The 16,836-nt window shown below is 68.2% G+C and carries 17 protein-coding genes; 12 read left to right on the top strand and 5 right to left on the bottom strand.

Annotated elements, in window-relative coordinates; translation table 11 throughout:
• Window positions 1–24 precede the first annotated feature (24 nt).
• On the bottom strand, window positions 25–1,926 hold the full coding sequence (locus tag ACIRGA_RS29180) for an ABC transporter ATP-binding protein (RefSeq protein WP_400946759.1): 1,902 nt from the start codon (window positions 1,924–1,926) through the stop codon (window positions 25–27).
• Window positions 1,927–2,202: 276 nt separating this feature from the next.
• On the opposite strand from ACIRGA_RS29180, the gene ACIRGA_RS29175 reads away from it, so the two are divergent.
• Complete coding sequence (locus tag ACIRGA_RS29175) at window positions 2,203–2,625, top strand: hypothetical protein (protein ID WP_400946756.1); 423 nt, start codon at window positions 2,203–2,205, stop codon at window positions 2,623–2,625.
• On the opposite strand, the gene ACIRGA_RS29170 is transcribed toward ACIRGA_RS29175, so the two are convergent.
• A complete protein-coding gene (locus ACIRGA_RS29170; RefSeq protein WP_400946754.1) occupies window positions 2,622–3,077 on the bottom strand; it encodes a cupin domain-containing protein in 456 nt (151 codons plus the stop codon). The two genes, ACIRGA_RS29175 and ACIRGA_RS29170, sit on opposite strands and share 4 nt — an antisense overlap.
• A 60-nt stretch (window positions 3,078–3,137) precedes the next feature.
• On the opposite strand from ACIRGA_RS29170, the gene ACIRGA_RS29165 reads away from it, so the two are divergent.
• From ACIRGA_RS29165 to ACIRGA_RS29150, 4 genes are read left to right on the top strand one after another with little or no spacing between them, the layout of a single operon-like run.
• The gene (locus ACIRGA_RS29165) at window positions 3,138–3,680 is read left to right on the top strand and encodes a TetR/AcrR family transcriptional regulator (RefSeq protein WP_400946751.1); all 543 of its coding nucleotides are present in this window, start codon (window positions 3,138–3,140) and stop codon (window positions 3,678–3,680) included.
• A gap of 38 nt (window positions 3,681–3,718) precedes the next feature.
• Window positions 3,719–5,311, top strand: a complete 1,593-nt coding sequence (boxC, locus tag ACIRGA_RS29160; RefSeq protein ID WP_400946748.1) for a 2,3-epoxybenzoyl-CoA dihydrolase — start codon at window positions 3,719–3,721, stop codon at window positions 5,309–5,311.
• A 7-nt stretch (window positions 5,312–5,318) separates the two neighbouring features.
• On the top strand, window positions 5,319–6,740 hold the full coding sequence (boxB, locus tag ACIRGA_RS29155) for a benzoyl-CoA 2,3-epoxidase subunit BoxB (protein WP_400946745.1): 1,422 nt from the start codon (window positions 5,319–5,321) through the stop codon (window positions 6,738–6,740).
• Between the two features lie 17 nt (window positions 6,741–6,757).
• Window positions 6,758–8,365, top strand: coding sequence for a benzoate-CoA ligase family protein (locus ACIRGA_RS29150; protein WP_400946743.1), 1,608 nt, complete (start codon window positions 6,758–6,760; stop codon window positions 8,363–8,365).
• 270 nt (window positions 8,366–8,635) lie between these two features.
• On the opposite strand, the gene ACIRGA_RS29145 is transcribed toward ACIRGA_RS29150, so the two are convergent.
• The gene (locus ACIRGA_RS29145) at window positions 8,636–9,097 is read right to left on the bottom strand and encodes a MarR family winged helix-turn-helix transcriptional regulator (RefSeq protein ID WP_400946740.1); all 462 of its coding nucleotides are present in this window, start codon (window positions 9,095–9,097) and stop codon (window positions 8,636–8,638) included.
• A gap of 97 nt (window positions 9,098–9,194) precedes the next feature.
• Here ACIRGA_RS29145 and ACIRGA_RS29140 point away from each other — a divergent pair, with 97 nt between their 5' ends.
• From ACIRGA_RS29140 to ACIRGA_RS29125, 4 genes are read left to right on the top strand one after another with little or no spacing between them, the layout of a single operon-like run.
• Window positions 9,195–10,154 carry a ring-cleaving dioxygenase gene (locus ACIRGA_RS29140; protein ID WP_400946737.1) on the top strand — a complete coding sequence of 320 codons (960 nt, stop codon included), beginning with the start codon at window positions 9,195–9,197 and terminating at the stop codon, window positions 10,152–10,154.
• Complete coding sequence (locus ACIRGA_RS29135) at window positions 10,151–10,783, top strand: alpha/beta hydrolase (protein WP_400946735.1); 633 nt, start codon at window positions 10,151–10,153, stop codon at window positions 10,781–10,783. The genes ACIRGA_RS29140 and ACIRGA_RS29135 overlap by 4 nt, the downstream gene beginning before the upstream one ends.
• 9 nt (window positions 10,784–10,792) lie before the next feature.
• Window positions 10,793–11,941: a dipeptidase gene (locus ACIRGA_RS29130; RefSeq protein ID WP_400946733.1), complete on the top strand. Its 1,149-nt coding sequence runs from the start codon at window positions 10,793–10,795 to the stop codon at window positions 11,939–11,941.
• 38 nt (window positions 11,942–11,979) lie between these two features.
• Entirely contained in the window at window positions 11,980–12,336 is a 357-nt protein-coding gene (locus tag ACIRGA_RS29125; RefSeq protein WP_400946732.1) for a lipopolysaccharide assembly protein LapA domain-containing protein, read from the top strand.
• Here the strand turns inward: ACIRGA_RS29125 and ACIRGA_RS29120 are convergent.
• On the bottom strand, window positions 12,324–13,241 hold the full coding sequence (locus tag ACIRGA_RS29120; RefSeq protein WP_400946731.1) for an AraC family transcriptional regulator: 918 nt from the start codon (window positions 13,239–13,241) through the stop codon (window positions 12,324–12,326). The genes ACIRGA_RS29125 and ACIRGA_RS29120 overlap by 13 nt on opposite strands.
• Before the next feature lie 82 nt (window positions 13,242–13,323).
• Between ACIRGA_RS29120 and ACIRGA_RS29115 the strand changes: the two genes are divergently transcribed.
• Window positions 13,324–13,722: a pyridoxamine 5'-phosphate oxidase family protein gene (locus ACIRGA_RS29115; RefSeq protein ID WP_400946730.1), complete on the top strand. Its 399-nt coding sequence runs from the start codon at window positions 13,324–13,326 to the stop codon at window positions 13,720–13,722.
• Here the strand turns inward: ACIRGA_RS29115 and ACIRGA_RS29110 are convergent.
• Window positions 13,685–14,554: a maleylpyruvate isomerase family mycothiol-dependent enzyme gene (locus ACIRGA_RS29110; RefSeq protein WP_400946897.1), complete on the bottom strand. Its 870-nt coding sequence runs from the start codon at window positions 14,552–14,554 to the stop codon at window positions 13,685–13,687. The genes ACIRGA_RS29115 and ACIRGA_RS29110 overlap by 38 nt on opposite strands.
• A gap of 80 nt (window positions 14,555–14,634) precedes the next feature.
• Here ACIRGA_RS29110 and ACIRGA_RS29105 point away from each other — a divergent pair, with 80 nt between their 5' ends.
• The gene (locus tag ACIRGA_RS29105) at window positions 14,635–15,417 is read left to right on the top strand and encodes an Abi-alpha family protein (protein ID WP_400946728.1); all 783 of its coding nucleotides are present in this window, start codon (window positions 14,635–14,637) and stop codon (window positions 15,415–15,417) included.
• Window positions 15,418–15,424: 7 nt separating this feature from the next.
• Complete coding sequence (locus tag ACIRGA_RS29100) at window positions 15,425–16,669, top strand: DUF445 domain-containing protein (protein WP_400946725.1); 1,245 nt, start codon at window positions 15,425–15,427, stop codon at window positions 16,667–16,669.
• The last annotated feature ends 167 nt before the right edge of the window (window positions 16,670–16,836 follow it).

Genomic DNA, 16,836 nt, shown 5'->3' with positions numbered 1-16,836 from the left:
CCTTGTCGTCCACCGGTTACCCGTTCACTCGCCGCGATACGCGCGAGCCTGGATTTCGTAAAGCTCGTGGTAGAGCCCTCCTTCCTCGATGAGTTCGGCGTGCGTGCCCTGCTCGATCAGCCGCCCCTTCTCCAGCACCAGGATCCGGTCCGCGGAGCGGATGTTGGCCAGCCGATGGGTCACCAGGATCGTCGTGCGCCTGCCCGCCCCCGAAACGCTCGCGTGCCTCAGCCCGGCGAAGACGCGAGCCTCGGCCTTCGCGTCGAGCGCGGCCGTCGGCTCGTCGGCGACCAGGACGGCGGCGTCACGGTAGATCCCGCGCGCGATGCCCATCCGCTGCCATTGCCCGCCCGAAAGGTCCTGACCGTCGTTGAACTTCTTGGACAGCACCGTTTTCTCCTTGGCGGGCAAGGATTCGATCACCTCGTCGGCGCCGGAGGAGGTGATCGCGTCCTGCCAGGCGACGCGCTCGGGGTCTTCCCGGCCGAGCCTGCCGACGGTCACGTTGTGCTCCGCGGTCATCGGCCATTCGGCGGGATCCTGGGCGATCACGGCGATATTGGTGTGCACCGACTCGTGATCGGCGCCGGCGAGATCGACGTCGTCCCAGTACACCTTTCCCTCCGAAGGCGGATAGAGCCCGGTGAGCAGCTTGCCCAGCGTGGTCTTGCCCGAACCGTTCTCGCCGACGAGGGCGATCACCTCGCCGCGCCGGATGGTCAGCGAAACCTCGCGCAGCGCGGGGTTCTGCTGGCCGGGATAGGTGAAACCGACGTTCTCCAGCCGGATCTCCGCCGGATCCGGTGGAGCGGCGACGCCACTCTTCGCGGGGCCGCGTTTCTCGGATTCGACCAGCAGCCGGTGGAAGAAGGCGATGTAGAACGACTCCTCGTACAGGGAGTTCACGGCGTGCATCGTGATGGACAGCGAATTCGACGCCGTCCGCATGGCGAGCGCGGCCGTCCCGGCGAGGGCGAGCTCCATCTGCCCGCTGTAGAGCAGGAAACCGAGCACCAGATACGCGATCGCGGTGCCGACCCCGGCCGCCGCGCGCCCGGTCAGGCGGACCAGGTTGCTGCGATGCGCGAGCCGGACCTCTTCGCGCATCAGGCTTTCGGTGATCCGCCGGTACTCCTGGAGCAACGGCTCCTGGAGGGTGAGGGCGTGCCGCTCGAGGGCGAATTGGCGCCACGTGGCCACCTCTTCGACGATCCCCTTCCGGATGTTGCGGCCGACGGTGTCGAGGTAATGCCGGTAGTTCAGCTTCGCGACCTTCGCCGCGGCCCAGCCGTCGGCCGCCGCCGCGAGCAGCAGCACCGGCGCGAGCCACGGGTTGAGCAGGCCCGCCGCCACCAGCGCGGCGACCAGCGAGATCAGCGCCGACGTCAGATCCGCGAGCCAGCGCAGGCTCATCTCGATCGACCGGACCCCGTAGCGCGCGCCCTGCCTGGCCAGCTCCCGGAAGTCGGCGTCCTCGAAGGCCAGCAGCCGCACCCGGACCATCGCGGCGGTGACCTCGTCGCCCGCCGAAGTCACGACCCGCGGCCGGAGCGCGCCCTCGACCGCGGCCACCGCCGTGTCGAGCAGCGCGCGCAAGGCGTACGTGCCGACGACGACCAGCAGCGCGGGCAGCGACTGCAGCACCCTGTCCGGCGTCGGCCCGTTCTCCAGCAGCGCGATGAACACGTTCGCCGTGGCCAGCAGGCCGAACGCCGTGACACAGCCGGAAAGGAGGTGGACGACGCCGGCGAGCAGGGTCAGCCGCGGCGACGTCCGCCAGGCCAACCGCAGCACGATGGCCACGGCGGACGGGAGCGTGCGGATGGCCTTGAGCATCCCCGCCGCGGCCACGGTCTCGTCGACCGCGGCCCACTCGGGCATCTTGAGGTTCTCGACCCCGATCAGGGGCACGGTCGGTTCGGGCACTCCTCCTTCTCTACGCGCACCCACCGACATTTCCGAGAGCTGAAGGGGTGCGGTGGGTCAGGTGGTAGCAAAGGTCCCTTGCTCTCTTTTCACAGGTCAGCGCTTCGGGCGCCGCGGCTGGGCATGTCGCGAAAGCCACTTTCGGGACATCAGACGTCGCGAAAGTGGCTTTCGCGACCTCTGGTCGCCCCCGCGGTAGCAAAGGTCCCTTCATCTCTCGCCCGCCATGGTCTACCCTCTCGCTAGAGCGATCTATCAAGTCGCAAGGGGGCGAACATGGAAGCTCTGCAAAGCAAGGGACTCACCGCGTTGCGGCCGATCCTGGCCTTCACGCTGCTGTCCACCACGCTGCATTACGCGCACAACGTGATCAGGGCGGCGGACTATCCGCAGATCGAGGGGATCCCGGTGGGGGTCGCCGCCACCTTGGTCGCCGTCGCGTACTTCGTCTTCACCGCGTTCGGTCTCGCCGGCTACCGCGACTACCTGCGCGGACGCTACTGGCGGGCGCTCGCGTTCCTGATGGTCTATTCGCTGTCCGGTCTCGCGAGCCTCGGGCATTTCCTGGTCGCCGTGCCGCAGATCCCGGCCTTCTGGTTCGCCACGATCTACACCGACACGGCCTCGGCACTCGCCTTGTGGGTCTTCGTGACGTGGGCGGCGACGAAACTCAACCGGGTGCCCGTGCCCACGGCCTAACCGCCGTAGGTGATGCGGTGGGGCGCGGCGACCCGATTGATCTTCGCCGGGTCGATCGCGCCCTCGGTGAAGACGGCGGGTCCCGCTTCGAACAGGTCTTCCAGGTAGTGCTCCCAGCCGCCGGGCGACGAGATCTGCAGAACCCGGGGCGGCTCGGAGACGCGGCGCAAGGCGTGCGGGACACCGCGCGGTAGCAGGACGAACGTGCCCTTCGTCGCGATGTGGCTCTCGCCGTCGAAGTCGATCCCGAGTTCGCCTTCGAGGACGTAGATGCCTTCGTCGGCCTCGTGGTGTACGTGCGTCGGGATGTCCATGGCGAGGGTGACCTCGAGCAACGAGAACCTCGTCTCGGTGTCCTCGGTCATCGCCTTGACGCTGAAAGCGCGCGGCAGCGGCACGCGGCCGGGGCGGGCTTCACCAGGTTTGAGCAGGAGAAAACGGTCCTTCGACATGTTATGCTGCCCTTCAATCGGAAACGGACTCCGTTTCCACTTAATCGCGAGGAGGGCGGGTTGTCAACCAAGCCGCGAGCGGACGCGGAGCGCAACCGGGCACGGGTGATCGACGCCGCGCGCGCGTTGTTCGCCGAACGCGGGGACGACGTGCAGATGCCGGAGATCGCCCGCGCGGCCGGCGTCGGCGTCGGGACCGTCTATCGGCATTTTCCGGATCGCCAGGCGCTGGTCGAGGCGGCGGCGGAGCACCGGTTCGCGGAGATCGAGCAGTACGCCCGGGTGCACTGTTTCGGCGAGGATTCCGGGCTGGAGCGCTATTTCCGGTATGTCGGCGAGGTGCTGGCAGGCGATCGCGGCCTCACCGCCGCCATCGACTCGGCTCGTGGGCGGCCGGGGAGCGAGCCGCGCGGTTCCGCGCGTGAACGCCTCGAAACGGTGGTCGCCGAGATCATCGCCCACGATCAGGCCGCCGGTCGCCTCCGGTCGGACTGCACCGTCGCCGACGTTTATCTCCTGGTCGGCGCCCTGTCGTCGGTCATTCGCAAGGGTGCCGACTGGGTTCGTTTCCTCGACCTGCTTCGTGACCAACTTTCTACATAACATTGACGCTGATCAGTGCAATGTAGACAATCTGAAGGGTGACGCGGACCACATCGGTGACGTTCGAACGTCATCCCAGCGGCTACCGGCACTGGAAACTGTCCACCGACGGCGACGTCGCGTGGCTCGAACTCGATGTCGACGCGGACGCCGGCCTCGTCCCGGGTTATGAGCTCAAGCTCAACTCGTACGACCTCGGCGTCGACATCGAGCTGTACGACGCGACGCAGCGGCTGCGGTTCGAGCATCCCGAAGTCAGCGTGGTCATCGTGACCAGTGCGAAGGACAACGTCTTCTGCGCCGGCGCGAACATCCGCATGCTGGCGTCGTCGTCGCACGATTGGAAGGTGAACTTCTGCAAGTTCACCAATGAGACCCGCAACGCCATGGAGGACGCCGCCGCGCATTCGGGCCAGCTCTACGTCGCCGCGGTCAACGGCACCTGCGCCGGCGGCGGCTACGAGATCGCGCTCGCCTGCGAAAAGATCCTGCTGGTCGACGACAACTCCTCGACCGTCGCGCTGCCGGAGGTGCCGCTCCTCGGCGTCCTGCCCGGCACCGGCGGGCTCACCCGGGTGGTCGACAAACGCGGTGTGCGGCGAGACCTCGCCGACGTCTTCGCCACTCGCCCCGACGGAGTGAAGGGGCGGACCGCCGTCGACTGGCGGCTGGTCGACGAACTCGTACCGCGGCAGGGATTCCGCGAAGCCGTGCTGGCCAGGGCGAAGGAGTTCGCTCGGGCAAGCGAGCGGCTCGACGGCGAAGGTGTCGAACTCAAGCCGCTCAAGCATCGTTATGTCGACATCGCCCGCACCGGGACCGAAGCGACGATCACCGTCAAGGGGCCCGAGGACGACGACGGCTGGCTGCTGGACGTCACCCGCGAGCTGGACGACGCGATCCTTCGCCTGCGCACCAACGAACCCGAACTCGGCACGTGGGTGCTCCGCACCGAGGGCGATCCGGCGAAGGTCCTCGAACACGAACGCGCCGTATTCGACGCGAAAGACTGTCTGAGCAACGAAATCGTCCACTACTTCAAACGGACGCTGAAACGCCTGGACGTCACCAGCCGCAGCCTGATCGCCCTCATCGAGCCGGGAAGCTGCTACGCCGGGCTCCTGCTGGAGCTCGCGCTCGCCGCCGACCGTCAGTACATCTTGGACGGTCCGCCGATCGACGACGAAGACAGTGAAGCACGAGCTGCGATCACGTTGTCCGAAGCCAACTTCGGCCGCTTCCCGATGGGCAACGGCTTGACTCGCCTCGAATCCCGCTTCTTCGGGGACCCGGACCACGTCACCAGGCTCGCGGAGGTACGCGGCAAGGCGCTGAGCCCGGCGGAAGTGAACGAACTCGGCCTGGTCACCGACGCCCCGGACGACCTCGATTGGGAGGACGAGATCCGGATCGCGCTGGAAGGGCGGGCCTCGCTCAGCCCGGACGCCTTGACCGGAATGGAGGCGAACCACCGGTTCGTGGGTCCCGAGACGGTGGAAAGCAAGATCTTCGGCAGGCTCGCCGCCTGGCAGAACTGGATCTTCACTCGTCCGAACGCATCCGGCCCGGAGGGTGCGCTGCGTCGCTACGGTACCGGTCAGAAGGCCGTCTTCGACAGGAAGCGGGTTTGAACAGCGCATGCCCACCAAGATCGATTATGACGCCAGAATCCCCAACAACGTCGATCTCTCCGGCGATCGCCGCCTGCAGCGGGCGCTGGAGGGCTGGCAGCCGAAGTTCCTGGACTGGTGGGGCGAAATGGGGCCCACCCTGCGGACGCAGGGGGTCTACCTGCGCACCGCGGTGAGTGTCGGCCGCGACGGCTGGGCGCATTTCGACCACGTCAACGTGCCCGACTACCGGTGGGGGATCTTCCTCGCGGAGCCGGACCCCGATCGTGTCATCGGTTTCGGCGAGCACAAGGGCGAGCCCGCCTGGCAGCAGGTTCCCGGCGAATACCGCGCCGACCTGCAGCGGCTCATCGTCATCCAGGGCGACACCGAACCCGCGTCGGTCGAACAGCAGAAACTGCTGGGCCTCACCGCGCCGAGCCTCTACGACCTGCGGAACCTTTTCCAGGTCAACGTCGAAGAAGGCCGTCATCTGTGGGCGATGGTGTATCTGCTGCACGCCTACTTCGGTCGCGAAGGCCGGGACGAGGCGGAAGGATTGCTGCTCCGGAATTCCGGAAGTCCGGACGCCCCTCGGATCCTCGGCGCCTTCAATGAGGAGACCGCGGATTGGCTCGCGTTCTACATGTTCACCTATTTCACCGATCGGGATGGCAAATATCAGCTCGGCACCCTCAAGGAAAGCGGCTTCGACCCGCTTTCCCGCACTTGTGAATTCATGCTCAAGGAAGAAGCGCACCACATGTTCGTCGGCACCACCGGGGTCGACCGGGTGGTCACCCGCAGTGCCGAGCTGATCCGCGAGCACGACACCTTCGACATCGCCGGGCACGGCGGCATCCCGCTGGACGTGATCCAGCGTTACCTCAACTTCCACTACACCGTCTCGCTCGACCTGTTCGGCGGGGAGACGTCGACCAACGCGGCGAACTACTACACCGCCGGACTGAAAGGACGCTGGCAGGAGCCTCGCCGCAAGGACGACCACAAGCTCACCGACGCCGCCGGATCGCTGTCCAGGCCGAAGGCCGACGGCACCTGGGAGAGCGAGGAACACGCCGCCATCCTGCTGCTGAACCTCGACCTGCGGGAGGAGTACCGCGCCGACTGCCAGACCGGGGTCAACCGCTGGAACAAGATCCTCGACGAGGCGGGCGTCGACTTTCGATTCGTCCTCCCGCACCCTGGATTCAATCGCGAAGTCGGCATAAACTCCGGCCACCATGTGACGCCCGACGGCACCGTTGTCGACGAGCGGACCTGGCTGGCCGGCAAACGCAAGTGGCTGCCTACCCCCGAAGACCTGACCTTCGTCCGATCGCTGATGCACCCGGTGTACGAGCGAGGAAAGATCGCGAGCTGGGTGGCGCCGCCACGCCAGGGCATCAATGGGAAACCGTTCGACTACGAATACGTTTACCTGAGCTGAGCGATAGAGGTGCGCCCGTGACCGCTGCTGCTACCGGGTTCAACGCGGCGAGCTACCTGCTCGACCGGCATCTGGCGGAAGGGCGGGGCACGAAGGAAGCGGTTGTTTCCCCGCGGCGAAGTCTCACGTACGTGGGGCTGTCGGCCGAAACCCGCCGGGTCGCGGCGGGACTGAAGGCGATCGGCGTCCGTCCGGAAGAGCGGGTCATGTTCTGCATGGCCGACGACGTCGAGCTGCTCACCGGGATCCTCGGCGCGATGCTGGCCGGAGCCGTCGCGGTGCCGGTGTCCACCATGGTCACCGGCCTGGATCTCGGCAAGATGCTCGCCGATTCCCGGGCCAGGGTCCTGTGCGTCTCCGGCGAGTTCGCCTCGCAGGCGACGGTCGCGCTGGGGCTGGCGCCGGAGGTCACCGACGTCGTGCTGGACAGGGCGAAGGCGGCCGAACTGCCGGCCGGGATCCGCGCGCACCAGTGGGCCGACCTGTCCACAGTGGACGACGAAGGTTTCGAACCGGCGCCGACCTGGGAGGACTCGCCCGCGCTCTGGCTGTACACCTCGGGGACGACCGGTAAGCCGAAGGGCGCGATGCACCGGCACGCGGGTATCCGCGAGGTCTGCGAGACGTACGCGCGCGGCGTGCTGGACATCGGGCCGAACGACCGGTTCCTCTCCGTGCCGAAGCTGTTCTTCGCCTACGGCTTGGGGAATTCGGCGTTCTTCCCGCTCGCGGCCGGCGGGACGACGCTGCTCGAACCGGCGAGGCCGACGCCGGGACTGATCGCCGCCAGGGTCCGCGCGGAGCGGCCGACGTTGTTCTTCGCCGTCCCGACGTTCTACGCCGCGCTGCTCGCCGGCGACATCCCCGACGACACGTTCGCCTCGGTGCGCCAAGCGGTTTCGGCGGGCGAACCGCTGCCCGCCGTGCTGTACGAACGGTTTCGCGACCGGTTCGGCGTGGAGATCCTCGACGGGATCGGCTCGACCGAGGCGTTGCACATCTTCCTGTCCAACCGGCCGCGTCAGGTCCGTCCCGGCAGTACCGGGACACCGGTGCCGGGCTACGAGATCGCGCTGCGCGACGAACACGGCGAGCCGGTGCCGGACGGTCAGCCCGGTGAACTGTTCGTCGCCGGACCGTCGATCGCGACCGGATACTGGGCGCGGTACGAGACGACGAAGCAGGTCTTCCAGGGCGAGTGGCTGCGGACGGGCGACAGTTTCGTGCGTAACCCCGACGGCACCTACACCTGCCTGGGGCGCTTCAACGACATGCTGAAACCGGGCGGGATCTGGGTGTCGCCCGCGGAGGTCGAGGACAGGCTGCTGCAACATCCGGCGGTCGCCGAGGTCGCGGTGGTGGCCGCCTTCGACGCCGACGGCATCGAGAAACCGGTCGCGTGCGTGGTCGGCGTGCCCGGCCACCGGCTCGACCCGGACGAGCTGATCGAGTTCTGCCGGGCCGGGCTCGCGTCGTTCAAACGGCCGCGGAGCGTCGTCGAGCTGGGCGAACTGCCGAAGACGGCGACCGGGAAGATCCGGCGCAACGTCATCCGGGAACTGGTGCGGGACATGGACGAGGTCCGGGCTTACCAGCCCGATCCCGCTTCACCCCTGCCCGGCTGACGTCCACCCGATCACGCGAGTTCGCTATCCGATCACGCGGGCAGGCCTCCCGGGCACGCGATCCGGCGCCGCGGGCCCAAGCTCGCGTGAGCTGAAGGACGACTCGCGTGATTGCAAGCGGATCTCGCGTGATCAGACGGCGATCTCGCGTGTTTGAGGCCGGAACTCGCGTGATTGAAGGCGGAACTCGAAGTTTCGCCTCCGATCACGCGAGTTCCGTGTCTGATCACGTGAGATACGGCGCCAAGCACGCGAGATACGGCGAAGGTGTCAAGCGCCGTTGACGGTGCGCAGCGTCCGCATGGCCTCGGCCAGGTCGTGCGCGTCGTCACCGAGCGGAGTCAAAACGATGCGCCGCAGGATCTCCGCGCACGCTTCCCGCGCCTTTTCCGCGACGTCGAGCCCGTGCTCGGTGAGCGCCGCGAAGGTGACGCGGCGGTCGTCCGGGCTGGGCACGCGGCAGATCAGGTCCGCGGCGACCAGCCGGTCCGCGACCTTGGTGAACCCGCCGCTCGACAACGCCGCCTCGACGGCCAGCCGCGTCATCGGCATCCGGTGCTCGGGCGAGCGCACGAGCCGCAGCAGGATGTCGAACGACGCCGGCGCCAGGCCGAACCGTTCGGCGATCTCGCCCATCAGCTTGTTCTGTGTGGCCAGGTAGCCCTCGATCACCAGGCCCCACCAGGTGACCACTTCGTCGTCGTTCGGTTCCTCCGGTTTCACCACTGTCACGCGAGCGAGGGTACACCCAAAACTCTTCCTGGAATATATCTTGCGCGCGAGAGGTTATCGGGCTAGCTTGACTTCACCGGCTTCAGAGGAGGGCACCATGTCGATCAAGACTTCGGGCCTGCACCACGTCACCGCCATCGGTGGCGATCCCCAGCGCAACGCGGACTTCTACACCCGGGCCCTCGGCCTGCGGCTGGTGAAGACCACCGTGAACTTCGACGACCCCGGCACGTATCACCTCTACTACGGCGACGGGTCCGGCAAGCCCGGCTCGCTGATGACGTTCTTCCCGTGGCGGGACGCGCCGAAGGGCCGCCACGGCACCGGCCAGGCGACCACGACGTCGTTCTCCGTGCCGGAGGCGTCGCTCGGCTGGTGGAAGCAGCACCTCGCCGCCAGTGGCGTCGAGACCAGCCAGATCCGGAACTCCGACGGCGAGGAGACGCTCACTTTCGCCGACCCGGACGGCCTGAAGCTCGCGCTCGTCGCGCATCCCCAGGGCGACCCGCGTGACCCGTGGGACACGAAGCTCGTTCCCGCCGAACACGCGATCCGCGGGCTGCACTCGGTCACGCTTTCGGTCTCCAATGAGGACGCGACGGCCGGGATGCTCACCGACGGCCTCGGCCTGAGCTTCGAACACCAGGAGAGCAACCGCCTCCGGTTCTCCGCCGGCGAGGGCGGCCCCGGCGCGCTCGTCGACGTCCTCGTGACGCCCGACGCCCCGCGCGGACTGGTGGCGGCGGGCACCGTGCACCACGTCGCCTGGCGCGCGCCGGACGAGCGGACCCAGGCCGCTTGGCGCGACGAGCTCATCGACGACGGCGTGAACGTGACGTCCATTTTGGACCGTCAGTACTTCCGCTCGATCTACTTCCGCGAGCCGGGCGGCACCCTGCTCGAGGTCGCGACCGACGAACCCGGTTTCGCGATCGACGAGCCACTGCTCGAACTCGGCCGCGCGCTCAAACTCCCGCCGTGGCTGGAACCCAAACGCGAGGACATCGAGGCCATGCTGCCGAAACTGGACCTTCCGAGCGAGAACAACCCGCGATGACGGATCTGGTGCACAAGTACGTCGAAGGAGCGCCCGGCGAGCCGGTGCTGCTGCTCCTGCACGGCACCGGCGGCGGGCCGGACGATCTCGTACCGCTCGCCCGGCGGCTGAGCCCGGAGTCGGCGCTGCTCGCGCCGGCCGGGCCGGTGTCGGAACACGGCGCGGCCCGGTGGTTCCGGCGGCTGGCCGAAGGCGTCTTCGACCACGAGGACGTCGTCTTCCGTGCGAACCAGCTGGCCGATTTCGTGCTCGCCTCGCGCGAGGAGTACGGCCTCGGCGACCGGCGGCTCGTCGCCATCGGGTTCTCCAACGGCGCCAACATCGCCGCCGCGGTGACCCTGCTCCGCCCGGACGCCGTCAGGGAGGCCGCGCTGTTCGCGGCGATGTCTCCTGTCCCGTCCCCGCCGCGCAACGATCTGTCCGGTACCCGCGTCTTCCTGTCGAACGGCGAGCAGGATCCGATGGCGCCGCTGGTCTCGGCGGAGACGCTCGTCCGTGACCTGCGTGAACGCGGCGCGGACGTCGTCGCGCACCGGCATCCCGGCGGGCACCAGGTGACCGACAACGGTTTGGTAGCGGCCGCGGGGTGGCTCAACCCGGAGCGGGAAGAGCAAAGCACGCGAACGTAGCATCGTCCGATGACTAACGGGGACCTCGTCCGCGCCCAGGCCCTGCTCGACAGGGTCCTCCTCGCGGACGGGCACAACGATCTGCCATGGGAACTGCGGGTCACGACCGGGCCGGATCCGGTCGAGGCCGTGGCGGGCACGGATCTCACGGTCCGTCAGCCGCATCTGCACACCGACTTCCCGAAGCTCGCCGAAGGCAGGCTCGGGATGCAGTTCTGGTCCGTCTACGTGCCTTGCCAGTTCGAGGGGCACAGCGCGGTCACGGCGGTGCTCGAACAGATCGAGATCGTGCACCAGATGGCCGAGCGATACCCCGATCGTCTCGCCCTCGTGGACACCGCAGACCAGGCCGAAGCCGCGTTCCGCGACGGAAAGATCGCGTCGCTGCTCGGCGCCGAGGGCGGCCACAGCATCGCCGAATCCCTTGGTGTGCTGAGGATCCTGCGCCGCCTCGGCGTCCGCTACATGACGCTGACGCACAACTACAACACCACCTGGGCCGATTCCGGCACCGACGAACCGGCGCACGGCGGGCTCACCGGCTTCGGCCGCGACGTCGTCCGCGAGATGAACAAGATCGGCATGCTGGTCGACCTCTCGCACGTCGCGCCGAGCACCATGCGCGACGCGCTGGAGGTCAGCTCCGCGCCGGTGATCTTCAGCCACTCCTCCTGCGCCGCGGTCAACGACCACCCCCGCAACATCCCCGACGACGTGCTGGAAACGCTGGCGGCCAAGGACGGCGTCGCGATGGTGACGTTCGTGCCGGGCTTCATCTCGCCGAAGGTCTCCGAATGGGGCGACCAGCTGCACCGGGACATGGAAGCCGCGGGCAAGGACTACCGGAACGTCGACGAGCGCGCGAAGTTCACCGAAGAACGAGGCGGCCCCGAGAAGCCGACGGCGGGCATCGACGACGTCGTCGCGCACATCGAGCACGCGCGCGAAGTGGCCGGTGTCGACCACATCGGACTCGGCGGGGACTACGACGGAGTCGCGACGCTGCCCGAAGGACTCGAAGACGTTTCGAAGTATCCGGTGCTGTTCGCCGCGCTCCTGGAACGCGGCTGGAGCGAAGAGGACTGCGCGAAGCTGGCCGGGAAGAACACCTTGCGAGTGCTGCGCGCGGCGGACGAGGTCACCCGTTCGGACGCTTGAGAGCGCGATCAAGCCCGCTTCGGCGGACACTGTCCTGCATGACGCAGCCGGAGGAGGGCACCGCCGAGGTTCCCGTCAAACCGTCCGAAACCGCGGGCGGCGCACGCCACAGCGGTAAGTTCGACGCCGGCCCGAAGCTCAAACGGACGCGGGTGAGCGGCACCTGGATCGCCGTCATCGTGGCGCTGATCGTGCTGGTGTTCCTGCTCGTGTTCATCTTGCAGAACCAGGACACGGCCACCGTCCACTTCCTCGGCATGTCCGGCAGCATGCCGCTGGCGGTCGCGATGCTGTTCTCCGTGATCGCCGGCGGCGCGCTGGTCGCGCTCGTCGGCGGCGCCCGGATCCTGCAGTTGCGCAAGCAGGCCAAGAAGTCCCGGCATCAGCTGCGCTGACGGAACTCGCTCGGGTTGACGCCCCGCACGCGTTTGAACGCCGCGCTGAACCCGAAGGCGTCGGAGTAGCCGACGGTGCGGGCGATATCCGAGATGGTCGCGGACTCCTCGCCGGTCAGCAGATCCGCCGCGAGCGTCATCCGCCAGCGGGTGAGATAGGTCAGCGGTGGTTCGCCGACCAGGTCGGCGAACCGTTTGGCCAGCGTCGACCGCGAAACCCCGGCCCGTGCGGCCAGCGAGCCGACCGTCCACGGCGCCGCCGGTTCGGTGTGGAGCAGGCGCAGCGCGTCGCCGACCACCGGATCCCGCTGCGCCGCCCACCACGCCGGAGGCTCGCCGCCCGGTCGGTCGAACCACTCTCGCAGGGAACAGACGAGCATCCAGTCGAGCAGCCGGTCGAGGACCACCTGCTGCCCCGGCGCGTCGACGGCGGCTTCGGCGGCGAGATGCGCCAGGACCGGGTCGCCCGCGCCCCCGGAGTCCACCCGCAGCACGACGGGCAGCGCGTCCAGCAGCGGGCGGCCGATCTCGCCGCGCACCGGGTACGCGCCGACGATCAAGCTCGTCTCGCCCCCGGGGTCGTCGACCCAGCCGAGCCGGTGCCGGGTCCCGCCTTGTTCCGGTGTCGCGCAGTGCTCGCCGCACGCGATCGGCTCGGCCGACGTGCCGACTTCGTCGACGAAGGTGAACGTCGCGGGTCCGCGCACGATGACCGTCTCGCCGGCGCGAAGCGGCTCGGGCGGACCGTCCTCCGGCACGATCCAACCCGCCCCGGTGAGCACGGCGCACAGGGTCAGCGGCGCGCCGTCCACGAAGTGCAGCGCCCACGGCGGGGACAGCGTCGTACTGCCGAACAACGAGCCGTGGGAGCGCACCCCGCGGATCAGGTCACTGAAGACGTCCACGCGGGCGAGGTTAGACGAATACACAGGCGATCCGGCCTTTCACCTATGGGCACGTCCAAGCTCGCCAGGTTGAATCGAGCTCATGCTGACCACTGACGACCTCGAATTCCTTCGCCGACCCCTGCACGGGTTCCTGACCGTGGCAGGCGGCCCGGTCCGGCCGGTGTGGTTCGAGGCCACCGGCGAAGGCGTGATCCAGCTGTTCACACCCCGCGAGTCGCCCAAGGTCCGTCGGCTGGACGACGATGCCCGCGCGTCGATCATCGTGGCCGCGCCGGTCGGCGAGCGAGAGCGCTGGGTGTCGGTCTCCGGCCGCGCCACGGTGGAACCCGACGGGGCGCACGAGCTGGCCGCCCGGCTCGCCGAGCGCTACTGGGACCTCGAAGACCCGGCCCACGCCGGCGAACTCGCCGGGATCCAGACCCTCGATCTCGTGCGGCTCGTCATCCGGCCGGAGAAGGTCGGCCGTTACCTGATGTGATGATCGACGTCATCCCGAGGAGGGTGGCGCAAACGTTTTCGTCGCCCTCGACGGTGACGCGGTCGCGGTCCGCCGGGTTCCGGGTGCACAGCCGCCAGAAGGTGTCCGCGTCCGTCGTCACCGAGGCCAGCGGCGAGCGTGACGTCGGCGCGACGCGGTCGAGTTCCCAGCCATCGGCCGCTCGTCGTGCCGTCCACTTCCCGCCGCCTTGGCCGGTGACGGTGTAGCCGACCTGCCTGCCTGCGCGGGCGTCGACGTCACGCAGGGTGTGCGGCAGCGCCCGCATGAAGGTGTCGACCACCGGCCCGCGGAACTCCGCCTCGTCGAGCATCCGCGCGCCGACGGCTTCGCGGATCTGCTGCTGGTGCACCCAGAACTCGGTGTACTCGCGGGCGACGTCGAGCCACACCGGCGCGGGCTCGTCCCCGGCCCAGCTCACCGGATCGCCGACGGCGTCGAGGTCGGAGCGGCCGAACATCTCCGCGATCTGCGAGGTGCTGTCCACCAGCATCGCGAACAGCACTTCGGGGGACAGCCGACGGCACGCGACCACCCATTCGTCGTTGATCCGGTCGATGAAGTCACCGAACCGCTCACCCTCGCGCGGTGCCGTCGTCCGGTACTCGTCGCGGTCGCGCGACAGCCTGCCGAGTTTGTCGCCGAGGACGTGGGCCGCGAGATCGTGCACCGTCCAGCCCGTGCAGACCGTCGGCGCGGCCCACTGTTCGGCGTCCAGCCCGGTCAGCACGTCGAGCAGAGCCTGCTCCTCCCGCGCGAACAGCGGGAGGACGTCGATCGGCGGACCCCAGCGCGTGAAGCTCATGCCGACCATCCAAACACCCACGTCGATCACAATTTCGGCCATTCGGCCTACTCGCAGGTAGCATCAGCGCGAACGTGAGGGGAGTGCCCGTGAGCAACGACCGACCCGCCGGTGAAGACCTGGCCGCTTTCGCCAAACGCGCGGGACAGCTGGCCGGCTGGGCCGCGCGCACGGGTTTCGAGTTCACCCGCAAGCTCCCCGGCGTCGAAATCGCGGAGAGCGTCATCAAACAAGGCGAGCGGCAGCTGCTCTCGGAGCTGCGCCGGCGTCTCGACGAGGTCGACGACCCGTACCACGCCGCGCTCACCGCCGCGTCCGCGATGAACCGGCCCGACACCAACGGCTCGCGACCGGTCGAGGCCACCATCACCCTCGTGCACACCCGCGACCGGCTCGAACCGCTCCGAGCCGCGATGGCCGAACTGCTCAACCACTCGATCGGCTTCGGCCGCGAGCGGGCCCGCGAATACCTCTACGCGATCATCCTGCGGCAGCTCACGCCGGACGAGGCCCGCATTCTTTCCGCGCTCTCCGACGGCTCGCCGTTCCCGGCGGTCGACGTCGCCGAGCGGACGAGCCTCGGTGCCGCCGGGCGCTTCGTGCTCCGCAACGCCTCCACCGTCGGCAAGGCGGCCGGGGTGTCGCTGCCGGACCAGGTGCCCGGTTACCTCACCAGGCTGATCGGGCTCGGCCTGGTCGAGCTGGACGAAGAGGTGCCCGCGCTGGAGACGCAGTACGAGATCCTGCTGACCGACGAGACGGTCCGCGAGGCGGAAAAATCGGTCAAACGGGCCAAGTTCGTCAAACGCACGGTCCATATTTCCCGGCTCGGCGCCCAGTTCTGGCAGGCCTGCGACCCGAGCGCCGGTTGACCTCGCCATGGGTGCGTTCCTCGACGGGATCCTCGCCGATTTCGGCGCGCACTGGCCGATCTACGTCTCCATCCCGATCGTCGCCGCCCTGATCGGCTACACCACCAAACTCGTCGCGATCCGGATGATGTTCCAGCCGGTCGAGTTCATCGGGATCAAACCCTTCCTCGGCTGGCAGGGCATCGTGCCCAAACGCGCCGCGCGGATGGCGAGCATCGCCTGCGACACGATGACCGAGCAGCTGATCAAACCGGCGGAGGTCGTCGCCCGGCTCGATCCGCAGAGAATCGCCAAGGAGATCGAAAAACCGCTCCAGGCCGCCGTCGAGGACATCGTGCGCGACGTGGCCGCCCACTATCAGCCAGGGCTGTGGGAATCGCTGCCGGTGGGGATGCAGCGGCTGGTGATCCAGCGCGTCCAGGCCGAGACGCCGCGGATGGTCGCGGCCGTGCTGGAGCTGATCAAGTCCGATGTGGACAGTGTGTTCGACCTCAAGGGCATGGTGGTCACCGCACTGGTCAAGGACAAACGGCTGCTGAACCGGATCTTCCAGGAAGCGGGCGACAAGGAGTTCAAGTTCATCGCCCGCTCCGGCATCTTCTTCGGCGGGCTCATCGGCGTCATCCAGATGGTCGCGTGGGTGCTGTTCAAGTTCCCGCTGATCATGCCGCTGTTCGGCCTCTTCACCGGCTGGTTCACCGACTGGCTCGCCCTGCGGATGATCTTCTACCCGCTCGAGGAACGCCGGTATTTCGGCGTGCGCTGGCAGGGCCTGTTCCTGAAGCGCCGCGGCGAGGTCGCGGAGGCGTACGGCGCGCTGATCGCGAAGGAGATCATCACCCCGCACAACGTGATCGAGGCGGTGCTGCGCGGCCCGCTGTCGGACCGGGTGCTCGGGCTCATCCAGCGTCAGCTCGACGAACAGCTCGGACGCCGCGTCGGCGTCGGGAAACCGCTGGTGGTGTTCGCCGTCGGCAGCAGGCGGTATCAGGACATGAAGCTGAACATCGCCGAGAAGATCATGGACAAGCTGCCGGAGACCATGCGGTACATCGAGGACTACGCGACCGACGCGATGGACATCCGGAACGTGCTGGTGACGAAGATGAAGGAGCTGTCGCCGCGCGAGTTCGAGGGACTGCTGCGGCCCGCCTTCCAGCAGGACGAATGGATCCTGATCGCGACCGGCGCCGTCCTCGGCTTCGCCGTCGGTGAGGCGCAGGTCCTCCTGCTGGAGCACTTCGCCGCCTGACGTCGGTGCACGCGACCAAGGGCGCCGGAACGTGGTGGGTACCGGTGGTCGTGAGTGGCGTTTCGGGTTCTATTGATCCGTAAGGCAAATGTGGCAGGCTAGTCTGCGGCGTAGCGGACTTCTTCCTTGCCGAAAAAGGCTTTCACGCGGTCTGGCTGGTTCTGGCG

The organism is Amycolatopsis sp. NPDC102389, assembly GCF_044765885.1.
In the GTDB taxonomy this organism is placed as follows: Bacteria; Actinomycetota; Actinomycetes; order Mycobacteriales; family Pseudonocardiaceae; genus Amycolatopsis.
Note: the sequence above shows the minus strand (reverse complement) of the source record. Positions and strands in the feature narration are given on the sequence as shown.